The following is a 26,294-nucleotide window of genomic DNA, read 5'->3' on the forward strand; positions in this document are numbered from 1 at the left end:
TGCCAGGAGGCACCGTGTCCGACGCCGAGACCACCGGCACATGTCCCCGGCAGCACAGACCGCCGCTGCACCGCGTCGTCGTGGGCGAGCCCGGCCCGCCCCGGCCCGCCGAACTCCCCGACGGCTCACACGCCTGGCTGGTGAGCCGCCACCCCGATGTGCGCCAGGTCCTCTCCGACGCCCGATTCCGCCGCTCCCAGCTCTACGAGGCCGACGCGCCGTCCCTGTCCGCCGTGCCCGACCTGGTGAACAACCCCGATCTGATGTTCAACCAGGACGGCAGCGACCACCTCCGGCTGCGCGGCACCCTGCGCCGCGCCTTCACCCCGAGGGCCGTGGCCCGCTGGCAGCCCTGGATCGCCGCGATCGTCGAGGAGTGCCTGGACTCCCTCGCCCGCGCCGAACCCCCGGTGGACGTGGTCGCCGCGTACACCCTCCCGCTGCCCGTCCGGGTGATCAGCCGGCTCATGGGACTCGACGACGAGGTGCGCTCCCGGCTGCGCCACTGGTCCGAGCACGCCTTCTCCGACGGCTCCCACGACGGGCGGGAAGTGGAGACCGTGCTCGCCGAGTTCGCCGAATTCGGCGCCGGACTCCTCGCCCGCCGGCGCCGCGAACCCGGGGACGACCTGATCAGCTCGGTGGTCCGGGCCGCCGACGAGGAGGGCGGGATCCCCGAGACCCAACTGGTCCAGCTCGTCTGCGGACTGGTGGTCGGCGGCCACGACAGCACGATGACCATGCTCGGCAACTCCCTCCTCTACCTCCTCGGCGAACGGCCGGAGTGCTGGGAGCGCCTCGGCGCCGACGAGCCGGCCGCCGAGGCGCTGGCCGAGCGGCTGCTCCATCTGATGCCGCTCGGCGACGACCGGGGCACCGCCCGCCACGCCGCCGAGGACGTCGAGGTCGGCGGTGTGCTCATCCCGAAGGGCTCGGTGGTCCTCGCCGACTGCTTCCTGGCCAACCGCGACCCCGACCTCTTCCCCGACCGGCCCTTCGACGACCTGTTCGCCCCGCTGGAGGGGCCCGGCCTCGCCTTCGGCGCGGGCCCCCACTACTGCCTGGGCGCCTGGCTCGCCCGGCTGGAGCTGCGCCTCGGCCTGCACCGGCTCGCCGCCCGCTTCCCCGGGCTGCGGCTCGCCGAGCCCGCCGACGGCGTCCAGTGGCGGCTGGGCACCACCTCCCGCAGCCCCCGCCGGCTCACCGTGACCTGGTGACCGAACGGAACCGCCCCGCCCGCCCGTTCATACGACTGTCATCCGGGCGACCGCGCCAGGGCCCCCGCGACGACCGATACTGAACCGGTCGTCGCGGGGGGCGGAGCACATGGACTGGTCCACAGGGGCGCTGGCGTTCACCGCCGGGATGCTCATCGCCTCGGCGACCGCGCCCGTCGGGGTCTCCGGCGCGGTCTTCCTGCTCCCGGTCCAGCTGAGCGTCCTGGGAGTCCCCAGCCCCAGCGTCACCCCCACCAATCTGCTCTTCAACGTGGTGGCCGGGCCCGGCGCGCTGCTCCGCCACCACCGGCGCGGGACCCTGCGGGGGCCGCTCACCCGCCGGCTGATCCTCGGCACCCTGCCCGGAGTGGTCCTCGGCGCGGTCGTCCGGGTCTTCGCCGTCCCCGGCCCCGCCGTCTTCCGGCTGCTGGTCGCCGCGCTGCTGCTGCCGCTGGGCCTCTGGCTCTGTCTGCGCACCCTGCGCCCCGCGACCGCCGCGCGCACGGCCCCCGCGGAACCCTCCCCGCGCGCCCTCACCGCCCTCGCCGCCGCCGTGGGCACGGTCGGCGGGATCTACGGAATCGGCGGCGGCTCCCTGCTCGGGCCGATCCTGGTCGGCCGCGGCATGCCGGTCGCCCAGGTCGCCCCCGCCGCACTGGCCTCCACCTTCGCCGCCTCCGTCGCCGGCGCCGGCTCCTACGCGCTGCTGGCCCTCACCACGAGCGGCGACATCGCGCCGGACTGGACCCTCGGCCTGGTCTGCGGACTGGGCGGACTGCTCGGCGGATATCTGGGGGCCCGGCTCCAGCCCCGGCTCCCCGAGACCGCGCTGCGCCTGCTCCTCGGCGTCCTCGCCACCGCCCTCGGCCTCGGCTACGCGATCGCCGCCCTCACCTGAGCCGCCCGGCCCTTCCGCCCCTCCCTATGATCTTCTCCGGCCCGGCCGCGGCCCGCTCGCCCGGTGGCGGAACGACCGCCTCCGGACCTTCGTACCCCCTCCCGGAAGAGGACCGCCCCCGTATGACCGCCCCCGACCGCACCGCGTGGTCCCCCCGGCTGACGGGCGGCGACCCCGAACTGGCCGCACGGATGAAGCGCGCCGCCGGCGCGCCCGGCAATCACCGGGCCCTCTCCGTCGCCCTGATCCAGGACGGCGCACCGCGCTTCGCCGCGCTCGGCACGGAGGACGGCGACACCCCCGCTCCGGCCGCCCCGGACACCGCCTTCGAGATCGGCTCGACCGCCAAGGTCCTCACCGGCATGCTGCTGAGCCGGCTCGCCGAGCGCGGCACGGTCTCGCCCGAACAGCCCGTCGCCGAACTTCTGCCCGACCGCTTCACGGGCCGCCCGGCGGGCCGCGCCCTCCTGGGCGACCTCGCCGCCCACCGCTCCGGACTGCCCCGGCTGCACCACCGCTCCGCCGCCGCCGCGCTGTGGGCCTCCCTCGCCGCGCGCCGGGGCCGCGACCCGTACCGGGGACTGGACCGGGACGCCTTCCTCGACCGCGCCGCGGCCGTCCGCGGGGCCGGATCCGCCGGAACGTTCCGCTACTCCAACCTCGGGACGGCCCTCCTCGGCCACGCCCTGGCCGCCGGGGCGTCGCCGGACGGCGAACCCGACTACGCGCGGCTGGCGGAACGCGAACTCCTCACCCCGCTCGGCATGACCGGGACCCGCTTCCACACCCGGGCCCGACCGCTCCCGCACCCCGCCGCCCTCCCGCACCGGCCCGGCGGACGCCCCGCGGAGCCCTGGACGTCACCGGGGTACGCCCCCTCCGGCGCGGGCGTCTGGTCGACCGCCCGCGATCTCGCCCGGCTGCTGCTCGCGGTCGCCGAGGGCCGGGCCCCGGGGGCGGACGCCGCCAGGGCGCGGTTCGACGCCGAGGGGGAGAACCGCGTGGGACGGGGCTGGTTCACCCGGATCCGCGCCGACGGCACGGAGGTGGTCTGGCACAACGGCGGAACCGGAGGGTCCGCCTCGTTCATCGGCCTCGTCCCGCGCACCGGCCGCGCGGTCGCGGTGCTCTCCAACACCGGCCACGGGGTCGACGCCCTCGCCGCCCGGCTGCTGCTCACCGACGACTGACGGCCGGCGGGCCCGGGGCGCGCGCGGAGCCTCCCGGCCGCCCGGGCGCGACGAGAGCGACCGGGAGCGACCGGGAGCGACCGGGAGGCACGCGGACGGGAACGATCAGGAGGCGCGCGGACGGGAACGGGCCGTTCACAGGCGGACGGGAACGGGCCTCCACACGCGGACGGGGGCGGCCGCCCCATCCGGAAACCCAGGGTGGGGCGACCGCCCCCGATCCGACTCGGCGTCCGCCGGGGATCAGCCGAGCTTCTTCAGCTGGGCGTCGATGACCGCCTTCGGCTGCTCGGCCTTGCCGGCCAGGCTCATCGAGTAGAACGCCGCGACGGTGCCGCCCTTGCGGACCGCCACCAGATGACCGGTGGAGCTCTCGCCGCCCAGGTCCATCGCGAAGGTGTAGGCGACCGCCTCGTCGCCGCCGGTGTAGGAGCCGGTCTCCACCTTCGTGATCTTCGTCTTCTCGGCGCCGGTGATCATGGTGAAGCCGCCCGCGCAGTCCGCGCCCGCCTTCTTCACCGCGGCGATGGCCTCCTCGGCGCCCTTCCCCTCGTACGAGCTGAGGGCGTCGATCGTGATCGTCGCGCCCAGGGCGCTCAGACCGGCCTCGGCCTTCTCCTCCGGCGAGGCGTCCTCGGCCGGGGCCTCCGGCACCGCCATGATCTTGACGACCGAGGTGGCCGAGGGCTTCGCGGTGCCCCGCGCCACCATCACATCGGCCAGCGGCGCGCACTCCGCCTTGTCGGTGCTCGCGCCGTCGGTGCCGGCCAGGTCGGCCTTGGTGGCCTTGCTGATCTCGTGCTGCTCGACGTCGCCCTTGGCCAGCGCGAGCTTGTCCAGCTCCGCCTGCGACAGCGCCTTCCCTTCCGAGTCGGCGGCGGGCGCGCTCGACGCCGTCTTGTCCTTCGACTCGTCCTTCGCGGGGGAGTCGTCCTTGCCGCAGGCGCTCAGGACCAGGGTCAGCGAGAGCGCGGAGGCGGCGATGGCGGTGCGGCGGACGGCGGTGCGGTGCATGGTGGGGCTTCTCTCTGGAATCGGTGGACGACATCGCCCCGCGGCCCTCACTCACCGGCGATCACGCGGGGATCGTCGGAGCCGAATGTACGTCCTGTACGGAGCCCCGGACCGCCCTCCCGGCCGTCGGAACCGATCGTGACGAGGGCGCAACGGCACCTCCACGGGATTGAGACGTTCCTGTGCACAACCGTCCGGCAATTGTCCGGATTTCGACGGAAGTCGCAGGTCAGCCGAGTGCCGACCCGCGCCCGGGCCCCTCGGTCCGCCCGTCCCGCCCGCCAGGCCGCACGGCGAGGACGGGGACCGCTTCCCGGCCCCGGGCGTCCGTACCGTCGTCGATCCGCGCCGCGATCGAGCGGCTCGGGTCCGGACTGCTCACGGACCCGGGGCGCCGACCGCCGCCGGGTCCCGGTCCGGCCGCCGCGAAGGGCCGCCGGACCGGGACCCGCCGATCAGCCGCGCCGTTCGTCGGCGGCCACCGCCAGACAGGCCGCGATCAGAACCACGTTCTTGATCACGTACTGCCCCTCCAGGGTCGGGGTCGCCATCGGGCCGTTCCACATCTCTCCGGGCAGGATGAGCAGGGCCGAGAAGACCCCGGCCATATGCACGAAGAACGCCGCCAGGACCAGCCGCAGCAGCACTCCGGTGACCAGGCCCACGCCGATCGCCGTCTCGAAGAGCGCGAGCAGCGGCCGGGACGCCTCCGCCGGCACCAGCCCGAAGGCCAGTACGTCCATGGTCCTGGTGGCGACGTCCTGCGCCGGGCTGGCCTCGGGCACGAACTTCATCAGGCCGAACCAGATGAAGACGAGTCCCACGGACACCCTGAGGACGGTGGTGCTGTGCGGGCGGTAACGGCTCAGCGCGGCCGCGACCCCGGGTACGGGCCGGTCCCGCAGACGTTCGCCGGGCCGGATCGGCCGCTGGGGCCGCTCGGCCCCTTCTCGGGAGGTGGCGGTGCCTCGATTCCCCATATGACGCGTCATGGTGCGTCCTTCCTGAGACGTGGTTCGGGCTCGCGACATCCACGGTTCACCAAGCCTGGGCGCCAGCCGTCTCCGCGCACGGCGAAGACGGTCCTGAAAGGCGGCCCAGCGGTTCGGACGCTTCCGTCCCGAGCTGTGAACAAGGTGTGCGCCGTGCCCCGGCCCCGGCCGCGCGGCCGCTGTCGCGCCGGGCGCCGGCCGGGGATGCTGACGCGTCCGACCCGGGACGGACCCGGGCGGCGCGCCGCGTCGGCGCGGTTCGAATGATCGTGAGGATGGATCGGTGCCGTACGGCGGCCGTCATGGCCGCTCCGACGCACACGGGGGTCCGCCCGCGTGCGCTGCTCCGGCCGTCCCCCGCCGTGGGGGGCGGGGCGGCCGGGGCTCAGCGGAGGGGCGTGGGCGCTCCGGGTCGGGAGGGCGTGGCCGTACGCGCCGGATCGGGGCGTACGGGGACGGCGGACGGGCGGCCGTCGGGATCCGGTCCGGCCCGCAGGGTCCCGCGGGACCGCGCGGTCGAACGCGGTCTGCCCGCACGGGCGGGCGGCGGGACGGGGGAGGGGACGCGTCCGCGTGGGGCGGCGGTCCGGGTCGCCGGCGGTGCGGCGGAGTGGGAGAGCGGTTCAGACACTCTGAGTAAAGGCGTGGGCGCGCCGACGGCCCCGAACGGGCTGCCCTGTCTTTCGGGGCAGCCTTCGCCCACGAGTCGGGCGTGAGGCGGGCATGACAGGTTTCGTCCCTTCGGACGCTGTGATGCCCAGGTGTGCGGCGCGGCCATCGCCGACAGGATCCCTGTCAACGTAACTCCTTGTGGGGGGAGATGATGAAACTGAGGCCATTCGTTTGCATCTGGCGACACGCTATAAGTTCACGTCCGTCGCGTAAAGGTCTGGACCAATACTGTTTGGGCGGGCGGCCCGGGGATGATCCGGCTGGCCAGGGCGCTGCCCCGCGGCCCGCCCCGGCCCCCCGGTCGTCAGTGACCGAGAGTGATCGCCGGTGTACGGTCCTCGCCCCGGCGGGCGGTCCGTCCTCTGTGGCGCGCCCCGCCCGCGGGAGCCCGAGAGGACCGGGAAACCCCGGTATTGCTGGCCCGTACGGGGTGTTTCCGGCCCGCGCCACGGCGGAAAAGAGGCGAACATCGTGCGTCCGCTCATCTCGTGCTAGTGTTGTTGGAAGTTGCAGTTGTGGTTCCCAAACGCTTCAAGTGCCGCTGATGACTCTTAGTCGTCAGGCACTTTTTGTTTTCGGCGCAGTTTCCGGACGGGGCAATCATCGCGGCGACACCGGAGTTCGCACAGTGTGGATTCCGGATCATGCCCCGAAGGAGATTTTGATATGGCTACTGGCACCGTGAAGTGGTTCAACGCGGAAAAGGGCTTCGGCTTCATCGAGCAGGAGGGTGGCGGCCCCGACGTCTTCGCCCACTACTCGAACATCGCCACCCAGGGCTTCCGTGAGCTGCAGGAGGGCCAGAAGGTGAACTTCGACGTCACGCAGGGCCAGAAGGGCCCGCAGGCGGAGAACATCGTTCCCGCCTGACGCTGAAACGCGCAACGTAGCTGGGGTCCGCACCGCAAGGTCGGGCCCCAGCTCGTTGCCGTTTGCGGGCGGCCCCCGCGAACGGCGACACCCCGGGCGAGGCCTCCCCGCGCCCCCGTGCCGTGGACGACGAGTCCACGGCCGCGGCCGGACGAGGCTCCGCCCGTGTCCGTGCGTCACCGCACCCGGGCACGCTCATCGGCGACCGTATACGGTTGCATTCATTCATATTCTTATTATCGGCTCGTGCTTGCAATTCCTTCGGCTGTTCTCCGCCGAGAATTCCTCGATGCGTGCCCTGTCGAGGAAAGGTTCCCCTTTTGAACCGCTCAGCTCGCACGAACAGTCGCTTTCCCAACCCCCGCAGCGGCGGATCCTCCGGTTCCGGTGGATCCGGCGGTTCCGGCGGCGGTCGCGGCGCCCGATTCCGTCCCAAGGGCCAGGGCGGCCGTTCGGGCGGTCGCTCCAATGGATCCGGCCGTCCCTCCGCCCCGCAGGGCGAATTCGCCCTGCCGGAGTCCACGACCCCGGCCCTTCCCGCCGTCGAGACATTCCGTGAACTCGACATGCCGGCGCAGCTGCTGTCGACGCTCACCGGCCTCGGGGTGACCGAGCCCTTCCCCATCCAGGCCGCCACGCTGCCGAACTCCCTCGCCGGACGCGACGTCCTCGGCCGGGGACGCACCGGATCCGGCAAGACGCTCGCCTTCGGCCTGCCGATGCTGGTCCGCACCGCCGGCCGGCGCGCCGAGCCCAAGCAGCCCCTCGCCCTGGTCCTCGTCCCCACCCGTGAGCTGGCCCAGCAGGTCACCGACGCGCTCACCCCGTACGCCAAATCGCTCGACCTGCGGCTCGCCACGGTCGTCGGCGGTATGTCGATCGGCCGCCAGGCCGGTGCGCTGCGCGGCGGCGTCGAGGTCGTCGTCGCGACGCCGGGCCGCCTCAAGGACCTGGTCGAGCGCAAGGACTGCCGACTGGACCGGGTGAGCATCACCGTGCTCGACGAGGCCGACCAGATGGCCGACATGGGCTTCATGCCCCAGGTGACCGAACTGCTCGACCAGGTCCGTCCCGACGGACAGCGGATGCTGTTCTCGGCGACCCTGGACCGCAATGTCGACCTGCTCGTCCGCCGCTACCTCACCGACCCGGTGGTCCACTCGGTGGACCCCTCGGCCGGCGCGGTGACCACCATGGAGCACCACGTCCTGCACGTCCAGGGCGCGGACAAGTACAGCACCACCACCGAGATCGCGGCCCGCGACGGCCGGGTGATCATGTTCCTCGACACCAAGCACGCCGTCGACAAGCTCACCAAGCACCTGCTGAAGAGCGGCGTCCGCGCGGCCGCGCTGCACGGCGGCAAGTCCCAGCCGCAGCGCACCCGGACCCTGTCCCAGTTCAAGACCGGTCACATCACCGCGCTGGTGGCCACCAACGTCGCCGCCCGGGGCATTCACATCGACGACCTCGACCTCGTCGTCAACGTGGACCCGCCGAGCGACTACAAGGACTATCTGCACCGGGGCGGCCGCACCGCCCGCGCCGGCGAGTCCGGCCGGGTCGTCACGCTGGTCCTGCCCGAGCAGCGCCGGGAGATGACCCGTCTCATGGCCGACGCGGGCATCACCCCGGAGACCACCCGGGTGCGCTCCGGCGAGGCCGAGCTGAGCCGTATCACCGGCGCGCAGGCCCCGTCCGGCGTGCCCGTCGAGGTCACCGCGCCGGTCGTGGAGCGCCCCGCCAAGCGCGGCGGCGCGCCCTTCCTCGGCCGCGGCACCCGCCGGGGACGCCCCGGCGGCGGCGGTGGCACCGGCAGGGCGGGCGGCGGTGGCGGCGGCGAGTCCCGTCGTACCGCGGAGTCCCGCCAGACCGCCGAGGCCCGCAAGGCCGCCCGGGTCCGCCGGGCGCGCTAGACACCACCGGCCGGGGCGCGCGCCGCCCCGGCTCCGGTCCCGCCCCTCCACCGGGCGGCGGCCCCGCACAGCATCGGAAGGCCACGGGAGAACCCCGTGGCCTTCCGGCGTTCCCGGCTGCCGGGCGCGGACGCGTGTACGCCGACCCCGCGACGGGACCGCCGGCCCCGGTCACCCGCCGGTCCATGGCGTACGGCCGGCTCACGACCACGCCCGGTCCACGGCCACGGTCCTTTGCGCGCCCACGGCTCTCCGCCGGTCCACGGCCACGGTCCTTTGCGCGCCCACGGCTCTCCGCCGGTCCACGGCCACGGTCCTCTTCCCGCTCACGGCTCCCCGCCGGTCCACGGCCACGGTCCTCGTCCCGCTCACGACCACTTCCGGTCCTCGTCCCGCTCACGCCCGCCCCTTCTCCACTCCGCGCGGCCCCACGGTCCCGCCACCGCCACGAGTGGTTCCACGGCGTGGCGCGACGGGCGGTGTTGCCCCGGCGCCGCGCGGTGCGGGAGCGTGCTCTGCCATGGACCGTGACCGGACCGCCGCCGCCCGCCTCCCGCTCTCCCGCCGACGGCTCCTCGCCGCCGCGGGCGTCGCCGGGGCCGCGACGGCCGTCGGCGCCGCCCCCGCGCGCCCCCGCCCCCGTTCCCCTCTCTCACTCCGTCTCACCGAGGCCACCAACGGCTCCGCGACCCTCTCGCCCACCGGCGGGACCCTGATCGCCGAGGTCCAGAGCGTTCTGTGGGCCGTTCCCCGCACCGGCGGCCGGGCCGTCCCCCTCACCCCGGCGGACCTGGAACCGAACCGGCCGACGCACTCCCCGGACGGCGCCCTCCTCGCCTTCGGCGCGTACCGGGACGGCGGCTTCCACATCTGGACCGCGCACACCGACGGATCCGGGGCGAGACAGCGCACCGAAGGCCCCTGGGACGACCGGGGACCGGCCTGGTCCCCCGACGGCCGCCGGATCGCCTTCGCCTCCGAACGCGGCGGCGACCCGGTGACCGGCAGCCCCTACCGCGTCCATGTGCTGGAGCTGCGCACCGGCCGCATCACCCGCGTCACCGGCCTCCCCGGGCAGCACGGCCCCGAACAGGACGGCCCCTGGGAGGACTTCGACCCCGTCTGGTCGGCCGACGGCGAGCGGATCCTGTTCGTCCGGGCGCGGGCCGTCACCACGCCCGCCGGGACCGGACTGGAGGCCCGGACCATCGCCTCCGTACCGGCGGACGGCCGAGGACCGGTGACCGTCGAGCACACCGGACCGCCGGGCGCCCAGATCCTGGCCCCGGCCCTCGCCCCGGACGGACGGCGGCTGGCCCATCTGCGGACCACCGCCGCCCCGAACGGCTCCTGCGCCCTCGTGGTCGACGGCCGGCCCGTCGCCGTCGCCGGGGACCTCGCCGCCGTGCCCCCGCGCTGGACCGCCGGGGGCGAGCTGCTGCTCACCGTCGACGGCCGCTTCACCCTCCTCGACCCCGGCCGGCCCGCCGCCGCGCGGACGATCCCCTTCGACGGCGTACTGCCCGTGGACCGGCCCCGCTACCGGACCAAGAGTCACGACCTCGGCGAGGCGGGAGTCCGCCCGGTCCGGGGCATCCACCTCCCCGCGCTCTCGCCCGACGGACGGCACGTCGCCTTCGCCGCCCTCAACGCCCTCTGGACCGCCGGCGTCTCGGGCGGCCGCCCGCCCCGCCGGCTGCGGCCCGCGTCCCCGGCCCGCTATCCGCTCGGACCCGTCTGGGCCCCCGACGGACGCTCGCTGCTGTACGCGGACGACCGCGACGGACTCCTCGGCGTCCGCCGGCACGCCCTCGCCACCGGGGAGGAGAGCACGCTCGCCGCCGGCGGCCGGGTCCACCCCGCGCTCTCGCCCGACGGCCGGCGGCTCGCCTGCCTCGACCTGACCGGGCGGCTGATCGTCCGCGAACTGGCCGCCGGGACCGAACGCGTGCTCGCCGAGCCCCTCGGCGGCGGCGGACTGCCCGGCCGGCCGAGCTGGTCGCCCGACGGCCGCCGCATCGCCCTCTGCGACCGCAACCGGCTCAATCTGCGCTTCCGCGAGGGCTACCACCTCATCCGCGTCCTCGACGCCGCCACCGGCGCGGACCGGCTGCACGCCGTCGCCCCGCACACCTCCCTCTCCGACCGGTACGGCTCAGGACCCGTCTGGTCCCCCGACGGCCGGTGGATGGCCGTGATCGTGGAATCCGCGCTCTGCCTGCTGCCCGTCGCCCCCGACGGAACGCCCCGAGGCCCCCTCCGCACCCTCGCCGACGAACCCGCCGACCACCCCTCCTGGTCCGGCGACTCCACCACCCTGCTCTATCTGTCCGGCTCCCGGCTCCGGCTGATCCCGGCCGGAGGCGGCCGGCCCCGGACCGTCCGGGCGCCCCTGGACCGCCGGGTCCCCGAACCCGCCGACACCGTCGTGCACGCCGGGCGGCTCTGGGACGGCACGGGGGACGCCGTACGCGACGACGTCGACCTCGTCGTACGCCGCGGCCGGATCACCGCCGTCGAACCGCACCGGGCCGCCCGCCCCGCCGCCCTCCACCGGATCGACGCCTCCGGCCGCACCGTCGTCCCCGGGCTCTGGGACGCCCACACCCACCCGTGGCAGACCACCTACGGCGCACGGCAGACCGTGGGCCAGCTGACCTACGGCATCACCACCGCCGTCTCGCTCGGCGGCTTCGCCCACGAACAGGCCAGACTGCGCGACGCGCTCGCCGCCGGACAGCTCGCCGGGCCCCGGCTGCTGACCACCGGCGAACTCCTCGACGGCTCCCGGGTCGCCTACAGCATGGGCCGCGCCCACCGCACCCGGGCGGGGCTCCGCCGGTCCCTGGAGCGCGGCGCGGCCCTCGACTGGGACTCGGTCAAGACCTATGTGCGCGCACCCGCCTGGGTCATGGAGGAGGCCGCCCGCTTCGCCCACGAACGCCTCGGCGTCCGCGTCGGCAGCCATCTGCTCTCCCCCGGCGTCCAGCTCGGACACGACCTCACCACCCACCTCCACGCCACCCAGCGGACCGAGACCGGACACGCCGTCACCGCGTCCGGACGCGCGTACGAGGACGTACGGGAGATCTACCGCGAGGGCGGCCTCGGGCTCATCGCCACCCCCTTCACCGCCGTACCGCTGCTGGGCGCCGACCCCGGCCTCGCCGACGACCCCAGAGTCACCGTCGTGATGACGCCCTGGGACGCCGCCCTGGTCCGGCGGACGGCGGACACCCCGCCCACGGCCGCCCAGCTGGCGACGCTGGACACCGAGACCGGCATCTGCCTGCGGGTGCTGGCCGCGGGCGGGACCGTCGCCCTCGGCACCGACGCACCGCTCACCCCCGTCGGCCTCGCCCTCCATCTGGGGCTGCGCGCACTGCACCGGGCCGGGCTCTCCCCGGCGGCCGCGCTGCGCACCGCGACCGTCCTGCCCGCCCGGCTCTTCGGGCTCGACCGCGACCTCGGCACGGCGGAACCGGGGAAGATCGCCGATCTGACGGTGGTGGACGGCGACCCCTTCACCGACTTCGACACCCTCGTACGGACGGTCTCGGTGCTCCGGGGCGGGGTGCCGTACGCGAACGACGACCTCATCGCCGCGGTGGGGCCGCCGCCCCGGGGCGCCGGGACCGAACCGGACTGGCGGGCCGTCGGCCGTCTCATGCGCCGCGACGGCTGCTGCGCCCCGCCCGGCTGACCGCGCGGGACGCGCGCCGTCCGCCGGGACCTCGGCCGGGCGTTTCCCGGGACCGTGGCCGGGGCGCTCTGCGGGACCCCGGCCCGCGCGCGTCCGGAGGCGGGCGGACGACGACGTGCGCGGACCGGCGACCGGTGCTGAGATGGAGACGCGCGTCCGCCCGCCACCGCGCGGGCCGCGGCCCCGTACCGAACGGAGCGATCCATGAGCGCCCTGCCCTCCTTCGAGGACACCGCCGACTTCGAGAACGCCGACCGCGGATTCCTCGGCGCGCTCGATCCGGCCGTGATCAAGGACGCCGAGGGCCGGGTCGTCTACGACAACGACGCCTACGCCTTCCTGGCCGAGGACTGCCCGGCCACCGCCCACCCCAGTCTCTGGCGGCAGGCACGGCTCTGCGCACGCCAGGGCCTGTACGAGGTCACCGACGGGATCTACCAGGTACGCGGACTCGATCTCTCCAACATGACCCTGGTCGAGGGCGACCGGGGCGTCATCGTCGTCGACCCGCTGATCTCGGCGGAGACCGCGGCCGCCGCCCTCGCCCTCTACCGCGAGCACCGCGGCGACCGGCGCGTCACCGGTCTCGTCTACACCCACTCCCACGGCGACCACTTCGGCGGCTCCCGGGCCGTCCTGCCCCGGGGCGCCGAGGACGGCGTACCGGTCCTCGCCCCCGAGGGCTTCCTCGAGAACGCCGTCAGCGAGAACGTCTACGCGGGGAACGCCATGACCCGCCGCGCGGTCCTCATGTACGGGGACCGGCTCCCCAAAGGGCCGAGGGGGCAGCTCGGAGCCGGTCTGGGCATGACCGTGTCCACCGGCGCGATCACCCTCGTACCGCCGACCAGAAGCATCACCCGCACCGGCCAGGAGGAGACCGTCGACGGGGCGCGGATCGTCTTCCAGCTCACCCCGGGCACCGAGGCCCCCGCCGAGATGAACTTCCTCTTCCCCGACCACCGCGCCCTGTGCATGGCGGAGAACGCCACCCACACCCTGCACAACATCCTGACCCTGCGCGGCGCGGTGGTGCGCGACGCCCGGATCTGGTCCCGCTGTCTTGACGAGGCGATCGACTTCTTCGGCGACGCCTACGACGTCGCCTTCGCCTCCCACCACTGGCCCACCTGGGGCCGGGAGAACGTCGTCCGGTTCCTCGGCGAGCAGCGCGATCTGTACGCGTATCTGCACGACCAGACGCTGCGGCTGCTCAACGACGGACTCACCGGCACCGAGATCGCCGAGGAGCTGCGGCTCCCGCCGGCCCTGGAGCGGGCCTGGCACGCGCGCGGCTACTACGGCTCCGTGAGCCACAACGTCAAGGCGATCTACCAGCGGTACATGGGCTGGTTCGACGGCAACCCCGCCCATCTGTGGGAGCATCCGCCGGCCGAGCAGGCCAGACGGTACGTGGAGATCGCGGGCGGCACCGAACAGGCGCTCGCCAAGGCGAGGGTCTACGCGGCGGACGGCGACCTCCGCTTCGCCGCCACCCTGCTCGATCACATCGTCTTCGCCGATCCCTCCCACGCCGAGGCCGCGGAGACCCTCGCCGGGGTCTACGAACGCCTCGGCCACGGCTGCGAGAACGCCACCTGGCGCAACTTCTATCTGACCGCCGCCGGCGAGCTGCGCCACGGGGTGAACCCGGCCGTGCTGGACACGGCCGACCCGGAGCTGACGTCGGCCCTCACCGTCGGGATGCTGCTGGACTCCGTCGCCGTGCGCGTCGACGGCCCGAGCGCCTGGGACGAGGACCTCACCGTCGATCTCGTCCTCACCGACGAGCGCCGCCGACACCGTCTCACCCTGCGGCACGGGGCTCTCACCCACCGGGACTATCCGCTCTACCACACCTCGGAGATCCCGGCCGGTCTCACCCTCACCCTCGCCAAGCCGCAGCTCCTGGGCGTTCTCGCGGGGGGTGCGCCGGACGCCGACGGGGTGCGGACCGAGGGGGATCCGGGGCTGCTGGCCCGGCTCTTCTCCCATGTGACGGCGGCCGACCCCGGGTTCCCGATCGTCACCCCCTGACCGCCGGGCGGCGGCGGTCAGGGGGAGAGGAGGAGCGGTGCCGGGCCGGGTGGGGTGACCTGCCCGGCACCGCCGTTCACGGGTGGGCGGTCAGCGGCCCTGGAGCGACTTCACATTGTCGCCGAAGGTCCAGTTCCGCGCGCCGTCCCAGTTGAGCGACCAGGTCATCAGGCCCTTGAGCGCGTTGTTGTAGCCGTTCCACGCCTGCGCGACCAGGCTCGGCGACATATGGCCGCCGCCCGCGCCCGGCTGGGCCGGCAGCCCGGGGGCCTGCTTGTCGTAGGGCACCCGGATCGTGGTGCCCTGGATGACCAGGCCCCGGTTCAGACAGTCGGTCTGGGCCCGGAAGCCCGCGACGGTTCCGGCGGAGTACGAGTCGCCGGAGCAGCCGTACATGCTGCCGTTGTAGTACTGCATGTTCAGCCACCACAGCCGGCCGTTGTCGGCGTACTTCTTGATGATGGGCAGATACGAGCCCCAGATCGATCCGTAGACGATGCTGCCCCCGGTGACGTAGGCCGTCTCGGGCGCCATCGTCAGGCCGAAGTTCGACGGCATCTGGGCGAGCACCCCGTCGATGATGCGGATGAGATTGGACTGCGAGGCCGACAGCTGGTTGATGTTGCCGCTGCCCACGAGCCCGGTCTCGATGTCGATGTCGATGCCGTCGAAGTTGTACTTCTTCAGGATCGGGACGATCGTCGCGACGAAGCGGTCGGCGACGGCCGCGGAGCTGAGGTCGATCCCGGCCGCGGCGCCGCCGATCGACATCAGGAGGGTGAGCCCGCCCTGTTTGGCCTGACACATCTCGGCCGGGGTCGCGACCTTCACATTGGTGTCCATCCCGTCCTCCCAGAGGACGGTGCCGTCCGAGCGGATCACCGGGAAGGCGGCGTTGATCACGTTGTAGCCGTGGGCGCGGATACGGGCGTCGGTGATCGGGATCCAGCCGAGCGGCGGATGGACCCCGTTCGCCGCGCCGTCCCAGTTCTCCCAGTACCCCTGGAGCACCTTGCCCTGGGGTTTCGACTGGACCGCGCAGGTGTCGGCCGGGGGCGGCGCGGTCGCCGTGGCGGCGGGGGCGGCGGCGCCGGTCAGCGGAATGAGGAATGCCATCGCCAACCCGACGCCGAGCAGGCGAGATGTCCGGCGGATCATACGGAGCTCCCTTCGTGCCACGCGTCCCGGTCGGGACGGAGCAGACAGACGGGGACCAGGAGCGGTTCGGCCGTGAGCGCGGCCGGTGCGGGGGACGGGGGCGGGGCGGGGAAGTGGGGGGTCACGCTCACCTCCTGGGTGTGGGGGCCTGGAGACGTACGTGGTGCGACGGCCACACCGTAGATTGGTCCAGACCAACCGTCAATGGGTCCCGCACGAAAGGAAGTTGCGACCGGTCGGTAGGGTTCAAGGCCGCCCGCGGCGGAGCCGGGCGGACCATCCGGGGCGACGAGCGCCCCACCTGTGCGGAGGCGGAGAGCGGTATGACGATTCTGGTGACCGGTGCGACGGGGAACATCGGCCGGCACGCGGTCCGGCGGCTCGTGGACGCCGGGGCGGAGGTCCGGGCGCTGACCCGGCGGCCGGGCTCGGCCGCGCTGCCCGCCGGGGTGCCGGTCGCCGAGGGCGATCTCGCCCGGCCCTCGACGCTCCCGGCGGCGTTCCGGGGCGTGGACGCGCTGCTGCTGTTCCCGGTCGGCGAGACCGCCGACGAGGTGGTCGCGCTGGCCGCCGAGGCCGGGGTGCGCCGGATCGTCGTCCTGTCGTCGGCCGCCGTCACCGCCGGGTACGACACCGAGTACCACTACCCGGTGGAGCAGGCCGTGGAGCGGTCGGGGCTGGCGTGGACGCATGTCAGGCCCGGGGAGTTCGCGCTCAACTCGCTCCAGCTGTGGGGGCCGTCCGTCCGGGCCGACCGCCGGGTGGTCGACGTCTACCCCGACGAGCCCGCCACCACCCCCGTCCACGAGGCGGACATCGCCGACGTCGCCGTCGCCGCGCTCACCGAGGACGGTCACACGGGCCGCGCGTACAGCCTCGCCGGGCCGGGGACGCTGACCCATCGTGAGCAGGTGGCCGCCATCGCGGCCGCGATCGGCGAAGGGATCCGGCTGGACGAGGTCACGGCGGAGGAGGCCCGTGCCTTCTACAAGCGGCAGGGCGGCTGGGCGGGTGACAACGCCGACTTCCTCTTCGGCTGGGAGGACTACTCGGGAGCCGCGCTGGGGGAGTCGGAGCCTGAGTCCGGCGGCGACGGTGATGGCGAGTCCGGCGGCGACGGTGAGTCCGGCGGCGACGGTGATGGCGAGGGCCGGGGCCGGGGCGAGGGCGGCGGGGAGCAGGCGTACGAGGAGCCCGACGTGCCCTGGGTCACCGCCGCCGAGGTGACCGGCCGCCCGGCCCGTGACTTCGCCGAGTGGGCCCGGGACCACGCGGACGACTTCCGGTAGCCCGCGCTTCGGGCGGGTCCCGGCGGGTCCCTGGCGGGTCCCGGGGCGCGCGGGCCTCGGGCGTACGGCTCCCAGGGCGTACGCCCCCGGGCGCGCGGTCCTCCCGCGCGGGGCGGGAGGACCGTCGCGGCCCAGGGGCGTCAGGGGGCCTCGGGCGCGTCAGTGGCCGCCGGAGGAGCTGACCGCGAGGCGCTTGGCGAACGTCTTGCCGCCGTCCTTCGACTCGTAGACCCCGTCCTGTGTCGCCGCGATCAGCCGCCGGTCGTCGATCGCGGTCAGCGCCTGGGGCGCGCCCCCGGGCACGGTCCCGGCCTTCCGCCAGCTCGTGCCGCCGTCGGCGCTCAGGCTCAGCCCGCCGGACGGGTCGACGCCGTAGAGGGCGTCGGCCGCGGGCCAGGAGACGAAGGCCATGAGCGGCTTCGTACCGGAGCCGAAGGTCTTGCCGCCGTCGGTGCTCCGGGTGAGCCCGGACTCGGTGGTGGCGAGCACCGTGTCGGGGTCGTCGGGGCTCACGGCGAGGTCGAGCGCGGCCAGCTCGGCGCGCTTCTCCCAGCGCTCGCCGTCCTCGCTGACCCGGAGCAGACCGTTGGTGCTGTCGTAGCCGTAGATCGTGTCGTGGGCGTATTCGAGGGAGTGGAAGTCGACCTCGCCGACGAGCGAGCGGTCCTTCCAGGTCACTCCGGAGTCGGTGCTCTCGATGAGTCCGAGGTTGGCGGGGGCGTCCCGGCCGGGGGCCGGGTGGCCGCTCGCGAGGAACCTGCCCTTCCCGGCGACGGTGAAGCCCATGAAGTCGTCCTTGCGGTCTCCGACGAGCTGGGGACCGCCGTCGGCGTCCGGGGTGTAGACGCCCTCGTGGGTGGCGACGTAGAGCTTTCCGTCGGAGGGGCCGATGCCGACGCCGTGGATATGGCTGATCGTGGCGCCGGCGCCCTTGCCGCCGCTGTCGCCGCTGTCGCCGTCGTCCGAGGAGCCGGAGCAGGCGGTCAGGGCCAGGGCGAGCGCGGCGGCGGACGCGGACAGGGTGAGATGGCGCTTCTTCATGAGGTCCCGATCGTTTCGAGGGAGGGGTCGGGCGACCCCGTCGTGGTGTGGGCTGGGGCGTCCGTCCGCCGGGCCCGCGGGGGAGCGGACCCGGCGGACGGACGGGAGCGGCCGGGCTCAGAGCCGGTCGAGGATCCGTTCGAGCGCGTCGATCTCGGTGGACTGCGTGGCCGCCACGTCGGCGGCGAGCTTCTTGGCGGTGGCGTTGCGGCCGTTCTTCCGCTCGTCCTCGGCCATCTCGACCGCGCCGCGGTGATGGTCGATCATCATCTGCGCGAACAGCCGGTCGAACTCCTCGCCCTGGGCCGCCTTCAGCCGGTCCAGGTCCTTCTCCGACATCATTCCGGACATGCCGGAGCCTTCCGCGGAGTCGCCGCCGTGGTCCATTCCGCCGGCGCCGTGTGCCGAGGCGGGCTTGCCCCAGGACTTGAGCCAGGACGTCATCTTCTCGATCTCGGGGTCCTGGGCCGCGGCGATCGCGTCCGACAGTTCGACGATCTCCGCGTCGGCGGCCCGGCCGTCGGCCAGTTCGGCCATGTCCAGGGCCTGCTCGTGGTGGGGGATCATCATCTGCGCGAACATCACGTCCGCGTCGTTGAACGCGCCGGGCGCGGGGCCGCTCCCGGCGTCGGCGGGGGCGCTCGACGCGGACCGCGCGCCGCCCCCGTGGTCCATGCCGTCCATGCCGTCCCCGCCGCCGGCGGGAGTGCCGCTGTCGCCGCCGCACGCGGTGAGCAGCAGCCCGGCCGCGAGAACGACGGCGGCCAGGGCGGTACGGCGGGAAGCCCGCGCCCGCCGGGGCGCGCGCGTGGGGCTGTCGATGGCTGTCATGAGGACACCTCGTGCTGTTCTGTTCGGTACTGCCGGATCACGGCTGGTGAACGAGTGCGCGGGCGTCGTGGAGCGCCCGCGGAGGCGTTCGGCCTAGATCCGCAGGATCGACAGAGTGGCGAGGTTTGGTCTGGGGGGCGGGGGGTTGGGGCGCAGGGCGGCCAGGGCGGCGGCGCGCAGTGCGGCCGGCCACTCGGGCCGGCGGCCGATGGCGGCCCGGAGCAGCGCGGCGAGGATCCAGGTGGCGAGGACGGCGACGCAGAGCGAGGTCATGTCCATCGCCATGCCGGAGTCGTGCGCCGTGCCGGTGCCGGTGTCGGCCGCCGTACGGGGGTCGGGGGCGGCGCCGGGGGCGTACGAGGCGTCCGCGCCGGCCGTCTCCGTGCCGTCGCCGTACGCGACGGCGGCGCCGGGGGCGTACGCGGTGGCCGTGCCGGGCCCGGCGGCCAGGACGGTGTGCGCGTTCGCGGTGTCGATGCCGGGGCGGCCGGCCGTCGTGGTGACGGCCGAGCCGGGGGCCGCCTGCGGGGCGGCGACGGCGGGGTGGCTCATGGCGGAGCCGCTGTCGGGATGGCCGGTGGTGTGCATGGCGAAGACGCCCAGCGCGAGCACGACCAGCAGCAGATGCCCCCAGGCACCGGCCGCTCGGATCATCCTGCTCGCGTCCACCGCTCCTCCTCTCCCCGACCGACCCTACCCACCGTCCGCCGGATCCCCCCGGCCGCCCCTCGGTCCGGCTACCTCGCGTTCAGCCAGTCGTACGCCGACCGGGCGGTGAACTCGCGCTGGCCCCCCGCGTACAGCAGATCGGCGGCGGCGAACGCCGGGTCCGAGGCCGTCGACGGGACGTAGGGGATCGCGACGCAGCGCATGCCGGCCGCGCGGGCCGCCAGCGCGCCGGGCGGGGCGTCCTCCAGCACCACGCAGTCGGCGGGATCCGCTCCCAGCCGGCGGGCGGCCTCCAGGAAGACATCGGGCTCGGGCTTGCCGCGCGGCACCTCCTCGGCGGAGACGACCGTACGGATGAACGCGTCCAGGCCGGTGCCCGAGAGCACCGCCTCGATCGCGGCGCGGGAGGAGCCGGAGGCCACCGCGAGGGGCACGCCGTCGGCGTGCAGCAGCTCCACGAACGTCCGCATCTGCGGATAGACCTCGGTCGAGGCCCGGGCCAGCTCCAGATAGTGCCGGTTCTTCCCGGCGAGCAGCTCCTCGACCGGCGCGTCGAGGGCGTACTCCGCGCGCAGCGCCTCCAGCGTCTCGCGGGTGCCGATGCCGATGAAGTCGGTGTGCCGCTCCCAGCCGAAGTCCGTCACGCCGTACGCGGCCAGCAGCCGGCGCCCGGCTTCGTAATAGTTCGGCTCGCTGTCCACGAGAGTGCCGTCGAGATCGAAGATGACCGAAGCGCTGCCTGGATTGTTCATGCGCTCCAGCATGCCAAGCCGGGATCGCGCCAGGACATCGGCACCCGTACCCGTGCGTCCCGGGCCCTGTGGACACGGCTCAGCGCGCCGCGCCGCCCGCCTCCCGGCCCAGCGACTCCACCAGGGGCAGCAGCCGGTGCGCCACCCGCTCGCGCAGCGCGATCTCCGTCCGGGTGCGCACCACGCCCGGCAGCCGGATCAGCCGCTGGACGACATCCTCCAGATGCCCGTTGTCCCGCGCCGCCACCCGTGTCAGCAGATCTCCGCCGCCGGTGATCGAGAAGGCCTCGATGATCTCCGGTACGGCCGACAGCCCCTCGCCGACCTCGTCCAGACGGCCCTGGGTGACCTCGATGTGGACGAAGGCGAGCACCGGGTGGCCGAGGGCCGCGGGGGAGAGCCAGGGGCCCGTGGCGGTGATCACACCCTCCCGCTCCAGCCGGTCGATCCGTGCCTGGAGGGTCCCGCGCGCCACGCCCAGCAGCCGGGCGTACTCCCGCACACTGGTCCGCGGCTGCTCGATCATCAGCCGCAGGATGCGGGTGTCGAGCACATCCACCGCCATGGTCCTCCACCGGCCTTTCGCTGGTCGGGCGCTTACGGCCCGACCGTACCAACGGCCCGTACCCGACCGGCCCCGCCGGGCCGGTCCGCAGCCCCCGCCGGAGCGCGCCGAGCGGCCGGGCCGCGCCCGGCGGGGCCGATGTCCTTGCGCACCGGGACTCGGTCGGCCAGGGTCACCCGAAAAGTCCGGCTTCTCCCTCCCGGGCCCGTTCCTCCCCGAAAGCGGGACGGAACGGCGCATCCGGCGCCGCCCCGGAAACGGAAGCGGTACGAAGCCTTCCCGATCCACCTGGAGTGGTGCCATGGCGGTCTCCGTCGTCCTGTTCACCTCGGACCTGCGGCTGCACGACCAGCCCTCGCTGCGCGCCGCGCTCGCCTCGGCCGAGGAGGTGGTGCCGCTCTTCGTGCTGGACGAGGGCGTCCACGACACCGGGTTCGACGCCCCCAACCGGCGCGCCTTCCTCGCCGACTGCCTCACCGACCTGGACGCCGGGCTGCGCGAGCGCGGCGGCCGGCTGGTGGTCCGCTCCGGCCGTACGGCGGAGGAGGTCGCCCGGGTGGTCGCCGAGACCGGGGCCGAGACGGTCCATCTCGCGGCGGGCGTCTCCGCGTACGCCTCCCGGCGGGAGGAGGCCCTGCGGCGGGCGCTGTCGGGCACCGGCTGCCGGCCGCACGTCCACGACGCCGTGATCACCGCCGTGCCCCCGGGGGCGGTCCGGCCGGCGGGCTCCGACCACTACGCCGTCTTCACCCCGTACTTCCGGCGCTGGGCGGGGGAGCGGCTGAGGGACCCGTATCGCGCGCCCCGGGTGGTGCGGGTGCCCGAGGGCGTCGGCTCGGAGCCGGTCCCCGACCGCGCGGACGTCGCAGGAGCGGCCCCCGCGCTCGCCCCGGGCGGGGAGCGCGAGGGGCGCAGGCGGCTGCTCGCCTGGCGGCGGAGCGGACTGGCCGACTACGAGGACCGCCACGACGACCTGCCCGGCGACGCCACCTCCCGGCTCTCGCCCCACCTCCACTTCGGGACCCTCTCACCCGTCGAGGCGGTCCACCGCGCGCGCACCCTCGGCGGGCCGGGCGCGGAGGCCTTCGTCCGGCAGCTGTGCTGGCGCGACTTCCACCACCAGATGCTGGCCGCCCGCCCCGCCGCCGCCCGCGACGACTACCGTCCCCGCCACGACCGCTGGCGCTCCGGGCCCGAGGCCGCCGCGGAGATCGACGCCTGGAAGACGGGACGCACCGGATATCCGGTGGTCGACGCGGCGATGCGGCAGCTGCGCCACGAGGGCTGGATGCACAACCGGGGCAGGCTGCTGACGGCCTCCTTCCTCACCAAGACGCTCTACGTCGACTGGCGGGTCGGAGCCCGGCACTTCCTGGAGCACCTGGTGGACGGGGACATCGCCAACAACCAGCTCAACTGGCAGTGGGCGGCCGGCACGGGCGCGGACACCCGGCCCAACCGGGTCCTCAACCCCGTGCGCCAGGGCCGGCGCTTCGACCCCGACGGCGGCTACGTCCGCCGCTGGGTCCCCGAACTGGCGGACCTCACCGGCCCCGCCGTCCACGAACCCTGGCGTCTGGAGGCGTCCGAGCGCGCCCGCTACGACTACCCGGAGCCGCTGATCGACCTCTCCGACGCGCTGGACCGCTTCCGCGACGCCCGCGACGGCCACTGACCCCGCCCGGTCCCGCCGGTGCGGCCGGGGACTCCCGGCGCGCGGGCCGTCCGTACGGCACACCGGCCCGCGCGCTCGCCGACCGCCCACCGGGGCCGGAGGGCGGCGGTCCCGGCACGGGCCGGTACCGGTCTCGTCGCCCCGGTCTTCGGGCGTCGGCCCCGGAGGCGCGCCTCGGCGGGTGCGCGGGTCGCTCCCGGCGCGCGGGAGTCCCCGGCGGGGCCGTCGCGCATACGGCCGAGCCTGAGTGGGCGGGGCCGGGGCAGAGGTCGCGCGGCGCGGGTGTCCGGCCGGGCCCCGGTGCCGACGCCGTCGTCCCGGTCTCCGGCCGCCGGGTTCGAGGGGGCCTCGGCGGGTGTTCTCGCGGCGCGCGGGAGCCGGGGCACGGCCTCGGTGCGCGGGGCCCGGCCGCGCGACGGGCCGTGCGGTCGTGCCGGCCGTGCCCTTCGGCGCGCTGCGGGCGGGTGCGGCCCGGACTCCGGCGGGCGCGGCCGCTCGCCCCGTCGCCCACGGCGTACCCCCGCCGCCGCGCGAGGGCGCGGCCTACCCCGTATGGCTCTCGCCGATGCGGCCGCGCAGGCGGAGCAGGCCGCGGCGGGCGTGGCTCTTCACCGTGCCCAGGGGGATGCCGGTGCGCTCGGCGATCTGGGTCTGGGTGAGGTCCTCGTAGAAGGCCAGACACAGCACCTCGCGCTGCGGCCGGGGCAGTCTGCCCAGCTCGTCGGCGATGAGCAGCCGGTCGAGCGCGCTCTCCGGGCAGACGGCGGAGTCCACGGCGTGCGGCCGCGCGGGCGTACGGGCGACGGCCGCCGCCAGCTCGCCCCGACGGGTGCGGGCGGCGAGCGCGTCGACCGTCTTGCGCCGGGCGATCCCCACCAGCCAAGCGCCGAGCGGGCCGCGCTCGGGGCGGAACCCCGCCCGCCCGCGCCAGGCCGCGAGGAAGACCTGCTGGGTGACGTCCTCCGCCTCCCGGGAGTCGCCGAGGCTGCGCGCGGCGAGCGCGTGCACCAGCGGCCCCCACCGCCGGTAGATCGCCGCGAAACTCCGCTCGTCGCCCCGGAGCAGCCCGCCGGCCAGCCGCTCGGACACCCCCGCCTCGTCGTCCGCCGGGCAGGGCGGCGCACCGGGCGGCTCCGTCGGTGGGGTGGCGCTCACGCTCTCGCTCCTTCCGGCCGGACTCCCCGGCGGCCAGCGCTGCGGCCCGCCGATCACTCGTCCGCGCACCGCCCGTGCCGGGGCGGCGGGGGCACGCCCCGGCACGGGCGGCCAGTGTCGATTCCGCGCCCGGGGGCCTTCAACATGCGTCGTTTGTGCGTCGTATGATCGGCCGGTGACCACACCCTCCCCGGCGGACCCCGACGGCGCGGCCGCGGGCCTCACCACCGGCGCGGTGGCGCGACGCCTGGGCGTGGCCCCCACCACCCTGCGCTCCTGGGACCGGCGCTACGGCATCGGCCCCGCCCGTCACACCGGCGGCCGGCACCGTCGCTGGACCCCGGACGACATCGCCGTACTGGAGCGCATGTGCGCGCTGACCAGCACCGGACTCCCGCCCGCCGAAGCGGCCAGGCTGGCCGGCACGGCCGCCGGCTCCCCGCGGACCCTGATCCCGGGGCCCGCCGCACCGCGCTCCGGCGCGCGCACCGCGCTGCCGCTCGGCGAAGTCCGCCAGGAGTGCCGGGGGCTGGCCCGCGCGGCGCTGCGCCTGGACGCCGGGGCCGTCGACGCGCTGCTCGCCGCCGCCGTCGAGGACCATGGGCTGATCATCGCGTGGAACGAGATCATCGTGCCCGCCCTGCGCGCCGTCGGCCGCAAGTGGCAGAGCTCCGGCGAGCGGTATGTGGAGGTCGAGCACCTGCTCTCCTGGCATGTCTCCGGAGCGCTGCGCCGGGGCTGCGCGGCCCCGCGCCCCGAGCTGCCCGGCCCGCCCGCGCTGCTGGCCTGTCTCCCCGGCGAGGGGCACACCCTCCCGCTGGAGGCGCTCGCCGCCGTACTGCGCGGACAGCGCCGTCCGGTGCGGATGTTCGGCGCGGCGCTGCCCGTCGAGGCCCTCGACAGCGCCGTACGCCGCACCGGCCCGGCCGCGGTGGTGCTCTGGGCGCAGTCGCGCGCCACGGCCGACCGGACCCTGGCCCGGCACATCGCCGCCGTCACCTGGGGCGTACGCGGCGCGCGCCGTCGGCCCCTCGTCCTGACCGCGGGCCCCGGCTGGGCGGGTCCCCGCGTCCCGGGCACCGTGCGGCCCGCCGGTCTCGTCGAGGCGCTGGACGCGCTGGAGCCCGTCCTCGCCGGCTGACCGGGGGCCGGCGCGGGTTCAGCGGCCGGCCCGGAGGTCCTCGACGGTCCGTTCCACGGCGTCCGCCATGTAGGAGGTCTGCCGTTCCGTCAGCGAGGGGTACAGCGGCAGATTGACCAGCTCGGAGAACCAGACGCGCTCGGCGACCGGGCACTGGCCGTATCGGCCTCCGCGCAGCCGCCACTCGGGCAGGAGGTGCAGCGGGAAGTAGCGCAGCACGATCTCGATGCCGTACCGGTGGTGCAGCCTGCGGACCAGCTCGTCGCGGCCCCCGGGCGGCAGACCGGTCACCCGGAACGTGTAGAGGTGGTAGCAGTGCGCGGAGCCGGGCAGATCGCCGTGGACCGACACCCCGGGGAGCGCGCCCAGACGGGCGTTGAGCCGGTCGGCGACCTCCCGCCTGCGGGCGACGAACGAGGGCAGCCGGCGCAGCTGGGTGCGGCCGACCGCGGCGGCGGGCTCGGACATCACCGCGTTGAGGCCCCCGGTGCGCACGGCGACGCAGTCGTGGCTGTAGGCGTTCTTGGCATGCCGCTCCGGGGCGTCGGGTCCGGGGGCGGGGCCGAAGTCCGGCGCGCCGTCCCGGGCGACGAAGTCGGCGTCCGGGTCCATCTCCCGGATCCGCCGCAGGGTCCGCGCCAGCTCCGCGCTCCCAGTGGTCACCATGCCGCCCTGGCCGAGGGTGGAGATGTTCTTCAGGCTGTGGAAGCTCCAGCAGCCGGCCGTCCCCGAGGTGCCCAGCGGCACGCCCTCGTCGAGACTGCCCAGCGCGTGCGCGCAGTCCTCCACCAGGGCGGCCCCGTGGGCCTTCGCCAGCTCCGCGATGCGCCGCGGCCGGGCGGCGAGGCCGCCGTAGTGGGTGAGGAGGACGGCCCGGGTGCGCGGGGTCAGCAGCGCCTCGACGGCGGCGGGGCTCAGCCCGAGGGTGTCCTCGTCGATGTCGGCGAAGCGCACGGTGACCTCGCGGCCGAGCAGCGGCGCGACGGTGGCCTGGAAGGTGAGCGGGGAGGCGATGACCTCGTCGCCGGGCCGCAGCCCGAGCAGCCGGACGGTCAGATGGAGCGCCATGGTGCAGCTGGTGGTGGCGACCGCGTGCTCCGCGCCGACGGCGGCGGCGAACTCCGCCTCGAACGCGCCGCGTTCCTCCCCGGAGGAGAGATGTCTGCGGGAGCGCAGCAGCGAGGTCACCGCGTCGATGTCCGACTCGTCGAACTCGCTTCCCTGGCCGAGGTACGGGACGACGAAGTCGGTCACGAGAACTCCTCTGCGTCGGAAGACGGCGGATCCGTGAACAGATAAGCCGATGAACGGATATGCCGACGAGTGCGTCCGGTATCACCGGAGCCTCTTTCCGGCTCTTTCCCGGCCTTCTGAAAAACGAGGGTACGGCGAGGTGGCGCGAGAATGACACGCCGCCGAATCTATTCGGCCTTTCCACGGCTCGCCGCACTGCCGCCAAGGCGCTGCCCAGCGGCGTTCGACGCGCGTCCACCCCCGGTGCGGGAGTGG

Annotated in this window: 21 protein-coding genes; 10 read left to right on the plus strand and 11 right to left on the minus strand. The window is 74.8% G+C overall.

All coding sequences use genetic code 11. The features are described 5' to 3' along the window. Positions 1–14 precede the first annotated feature (14 nt). From ACF089_RS27860 to ACF089_RS27870, 3 genes are all read left to right on the plus strand, one after another. Positions 15–1,217 (plus strand): cytochrome P450, encoded by a 1,203-nt coding sequence (locus tag ACF089_RS27860; RefSeq protein WP_392032087.1) that lies wholly within the window; start codon positions 15–17, stop codon positions 1,215–1,217. 109 nt (positions 1,218–1,326) lie between these two features. After that, positions 1,327–2,115: a TSUP family transporter gene (locus tag ACF089_RS27865; protein ID WP_392032090.1), complete on the plus strand. Its 789-nt coding sequence runs from the start codon at positions 1,327–1,329 to the stop codon at positions 2,113–2,115. 122 nt (positions 2,116–2,237) lie between these two features. Then, positions 2,238–3,305, plus strand: coding sequence for a serine hydrolase domain-containing protein (locus ACF089_RS27870; RefSeq protein WP_392032093.1), 1,068 nt, complete (start codon positions 2,238–2,240; stop codon positions 3,303–3,305). A gap of 243 nt (positions 3,306–3,548) precedes the next feature. On the opposite strand, the gene ACF089_RS27875 is transcribed toward ACF089_RS27870, so the two are convergent. Both ACF089_RS27875 and ACF089_RS27880 read right to left on the minus strand, forming a co-directional pair. After that, entirely contained in the window at positions 3,549–4,319 is a 771-nt protein-coding gene (locus ACF089_RS27875; protein WP_392032096.1) for a hypothetical protein, read from the minus strand. 455 nt (positions 4,320–4,774) lie between these two features. Further along, a complete protein-coding gene (locus ACF089_RS27880; protein ID WP_392032099.1) occupies positions 4,775–5,311 on the minus strand; it encodes a DoxX family membrane protein in 537 nt (178 codons plus the stop codon). A gap of 1,338 nt (positions 5,312–6,649) precedes the next feature. Here ACF089_RS27880 and ACF089_RS27885 point away from each other — a divergent pair. From ACF089_RS27885 to ACF089_RS27900, 4 genes are all read left to right on the plus strand, one after another. After that, a complete protein-coding gene (locus ACF089_RS27885; protein ID WP_018536328.1) occupies positions 6,650–6,853 on the plus strand; it encodes a cold-shock protein in 204 nt (67 codons plus the stop codon). A 566-nt stretch (positions 6,854–7,419) separates the two neighbouring features. Continuing rightward, complete coding sequence (locus ACF089_RS27890; RefSeq protein ID WP_392032103.1) at positions 7,420–8,769, plus strand: DEAD/DEAH box helicase; 1,350 nt, start codon at positions 7,420–7,422, stop codon at positions 8,767–8,769. A gap of 520 nt (positions 8,770–9,289) precedes the next feature. Continuing rightward, positions 9,290–12,472, plus strand: a complete 3,183-nt coding sequence (locus ACF089_RS27895) for an amidohydrolase family protein (RefSeq protein WP_392032106.1) — start codon at positions 9,290–9,292, stop codon at positions 12,470–12,472. Positions 12,473–12,676: 204 nt separating this feature from the next. Continuing rightward, positions 12,677–14,509: an alkyl/aryl-sulfatase gene (locus tag ACF089_RS27900; protein WP_392032107.1), complete on the plus strand. Its 1,833-nt coding sequence runs from the start codon at positions 12,677–12,679 to the stop codon at positions 14,507–14,509. Between the two features lie 90 nt (positions 14,510–14,599). Here the strand turns inward: ACF089_RS27900 and ACF089_RS27905 are convergent, their stop codons facing one another. Together ACF089_RS27905 and ACF089_RS27910 are read right to left on the minus strand one after the other, a co-directional pair. After that, the gene (locus ACF089_RS27905) at positions 14,600–15,667 is read right to left on the minus strand and encodes a chitinase (protein ID WP_392032110.1); all 1,068 of its coding nucleotides are present in this window, start codon (positions 15,665–15,667) and stop codon (positions 14,600–14,602) included. After that, complete coding sequence (locus tag ACF089_RS27910; protein WP_392032113.1) at positions 15,664–15,792, minus strand: hypothetical protein; 129 nt, start codon at positions 15,790–15,792, stop codon at positions 15,664–15,666. Before ACF089_RS27910 ends, ACF089_RS27905 begins: the two co-directional genes overlap by 4 nt. A 198-nt stretch (positions 15,793–15,990) precedes the next feature. Between ACF089_RS27910 and ACF089_RS27915 the strand changes: the two genes are divergently transcribed. Then, positions 15,991–16,956, plus strand: coding sequence for an SDR family oxidoreductase (locus ACF089_RS27915; protein WP_392032116.1), 966 nt, complete (start codon positions 15,991–15,993; stop codon positions 16,954–16,956). A gap of 159 nt (positions 16,957–17,115) precedes the next feature. Here the strand turns inward: ACF089_RS27915 and ACF089_RS27920 are convergent, their stop codons facing one another. The 5 genes from ACF089_RS27920 to ACF089_RS27940 form a co-directional block, all read right to left on the minus strand. Beyond that, on the minus strand, positions 17,116–17,997 hold the full coding sequence (locus tag ACF089_RS27920; RefSeq protein WP_392032119.1) for a F510_1955 family glycosylhydrolase: 882 nt from the start codon (positions 17,995–17,997) through the stop codon (positions 17,116–17,118). A 117-nt stretch (positions 17,998–18,114) separates the two neighbouring features. After that, positions 18,115–18,828, minus strand: coding sequence for a DUF305 domain-containing protein (locus tag ACF089_RS27925; RefSeq protein ID WP_392032122.1), 714 nt, complete (start codon positions 18,826–18,828; stop codon positions 18,115–18,117). A 93-nt stretch (positions 18,829–18,921) separates the two neighbouring features. After that, positions 18,922–19,497, minus strand: a complete 576-nt coding sequence (locus ACF089_RS27930) for a hypothetical protein (RefSeq protein WP_392032125.1) — start codon at positions 19,495–19,497, stop codon at positions 18,922–18,924. 68 nt (positions 19,498–19,565) lie between these two features. Then, the gene (locus ACF089_RS27935; protein WP_392032128.1) at positions 19,566–20,249 is read right to left on the minus strand and encodes an HAD family hydrolase; all 684 of its coding nucleotides are present in this window, start codon (positions 20,247–20,249) and stop codon (positions 19,566–19,568) included. Between the two features lie 79 nt (positions 20,250–20,328). Then, positions 20,329–20,814 carry an Lrp/AsnC family transcriptional regulator gene (locus ACF089_RS27940; RefSeq protein ID WP_392032131.1) on the minus strand — a complete coding sequence of 162 codons (486 nt, stop codon included), beginning with the start codon at positions 20,812–20,814 and terminating at the stop codon, positions 20,329–20,331. Positions 20,815–21,115: 301 nt separating this feature from the next. Between ACF089_RS27940 and ACF089_RS27945 the strand changes: the two genes are divergently transcribed. After that, a complete protein-coding gene (locus ACF089_RS27945) occupies positions 21,116–22,489 on the plus strand; it encodes a cryptochrome/photolyase family protein (RefSeq protein WP_392032135.1) in 1,374 nt (457 codons plus the stop codon). Between the two features lie 543 nt (positions 22,490–23,032). Here the strand turns inward: ACF089_RS27945 and ACF089_RS27950 are convergent. Beyond that, positions 23,033–23,578 (minus strand): RNA polymerase sigma factor, encoded by a 546-nt coding sequence (locus ACF089_RS27950; RefSeq protein ID WP_392032442.1) that lies wholly within the window; start codon positions 23,576–23,578, stop codon positions 23,033–23,035. A gap of 241 nt (positions 23,579–23,819) precedes the next feature. Here ACF089_RS27950 and ACF089_RS27955 point away from each other — a divergent pair, with 241 nt between their 5' ends. Then, positions 23,820–24,785: a MerR family transcriptional regulator gene (locus ACF089_RS27955; RefSeq protein ID WP_392032138.1), complete on the plus strand. Its 966-nt coding sequence runs from the start codon at positions 23,820–23,822 to the stop codon at positions 24,783–24,785. Positions 24,786–24,803: 18 nt separating this feature from the next. Here the strand turns inward: ACF089_RS27955 and ACF089_RS27960 are convergent, their stop codons facing one another. Further along, a complete protein-coding gene (locus ACF089_RS27960) occupies positions 24,804–26,039 on the minus strand; it encodes a DegT/DnrJ/EryC1/StrS family aminotransferase (protein ID WP_392032140.1) in 1,236 nt (411 codons plus the stop codon). Between the last annotated feature and the right edge of the window lie 255 nt (positions 26,040–26,294).

Origin of the sequence: Streptomyces sp. NPDC014894, assembly GCF_043080985.1 — a bacterium.
GTDB lineage: Bacteria > Actinomycetota > Actinomycetes > Streptomycetales > Streptomycetaceae > Streptomyces.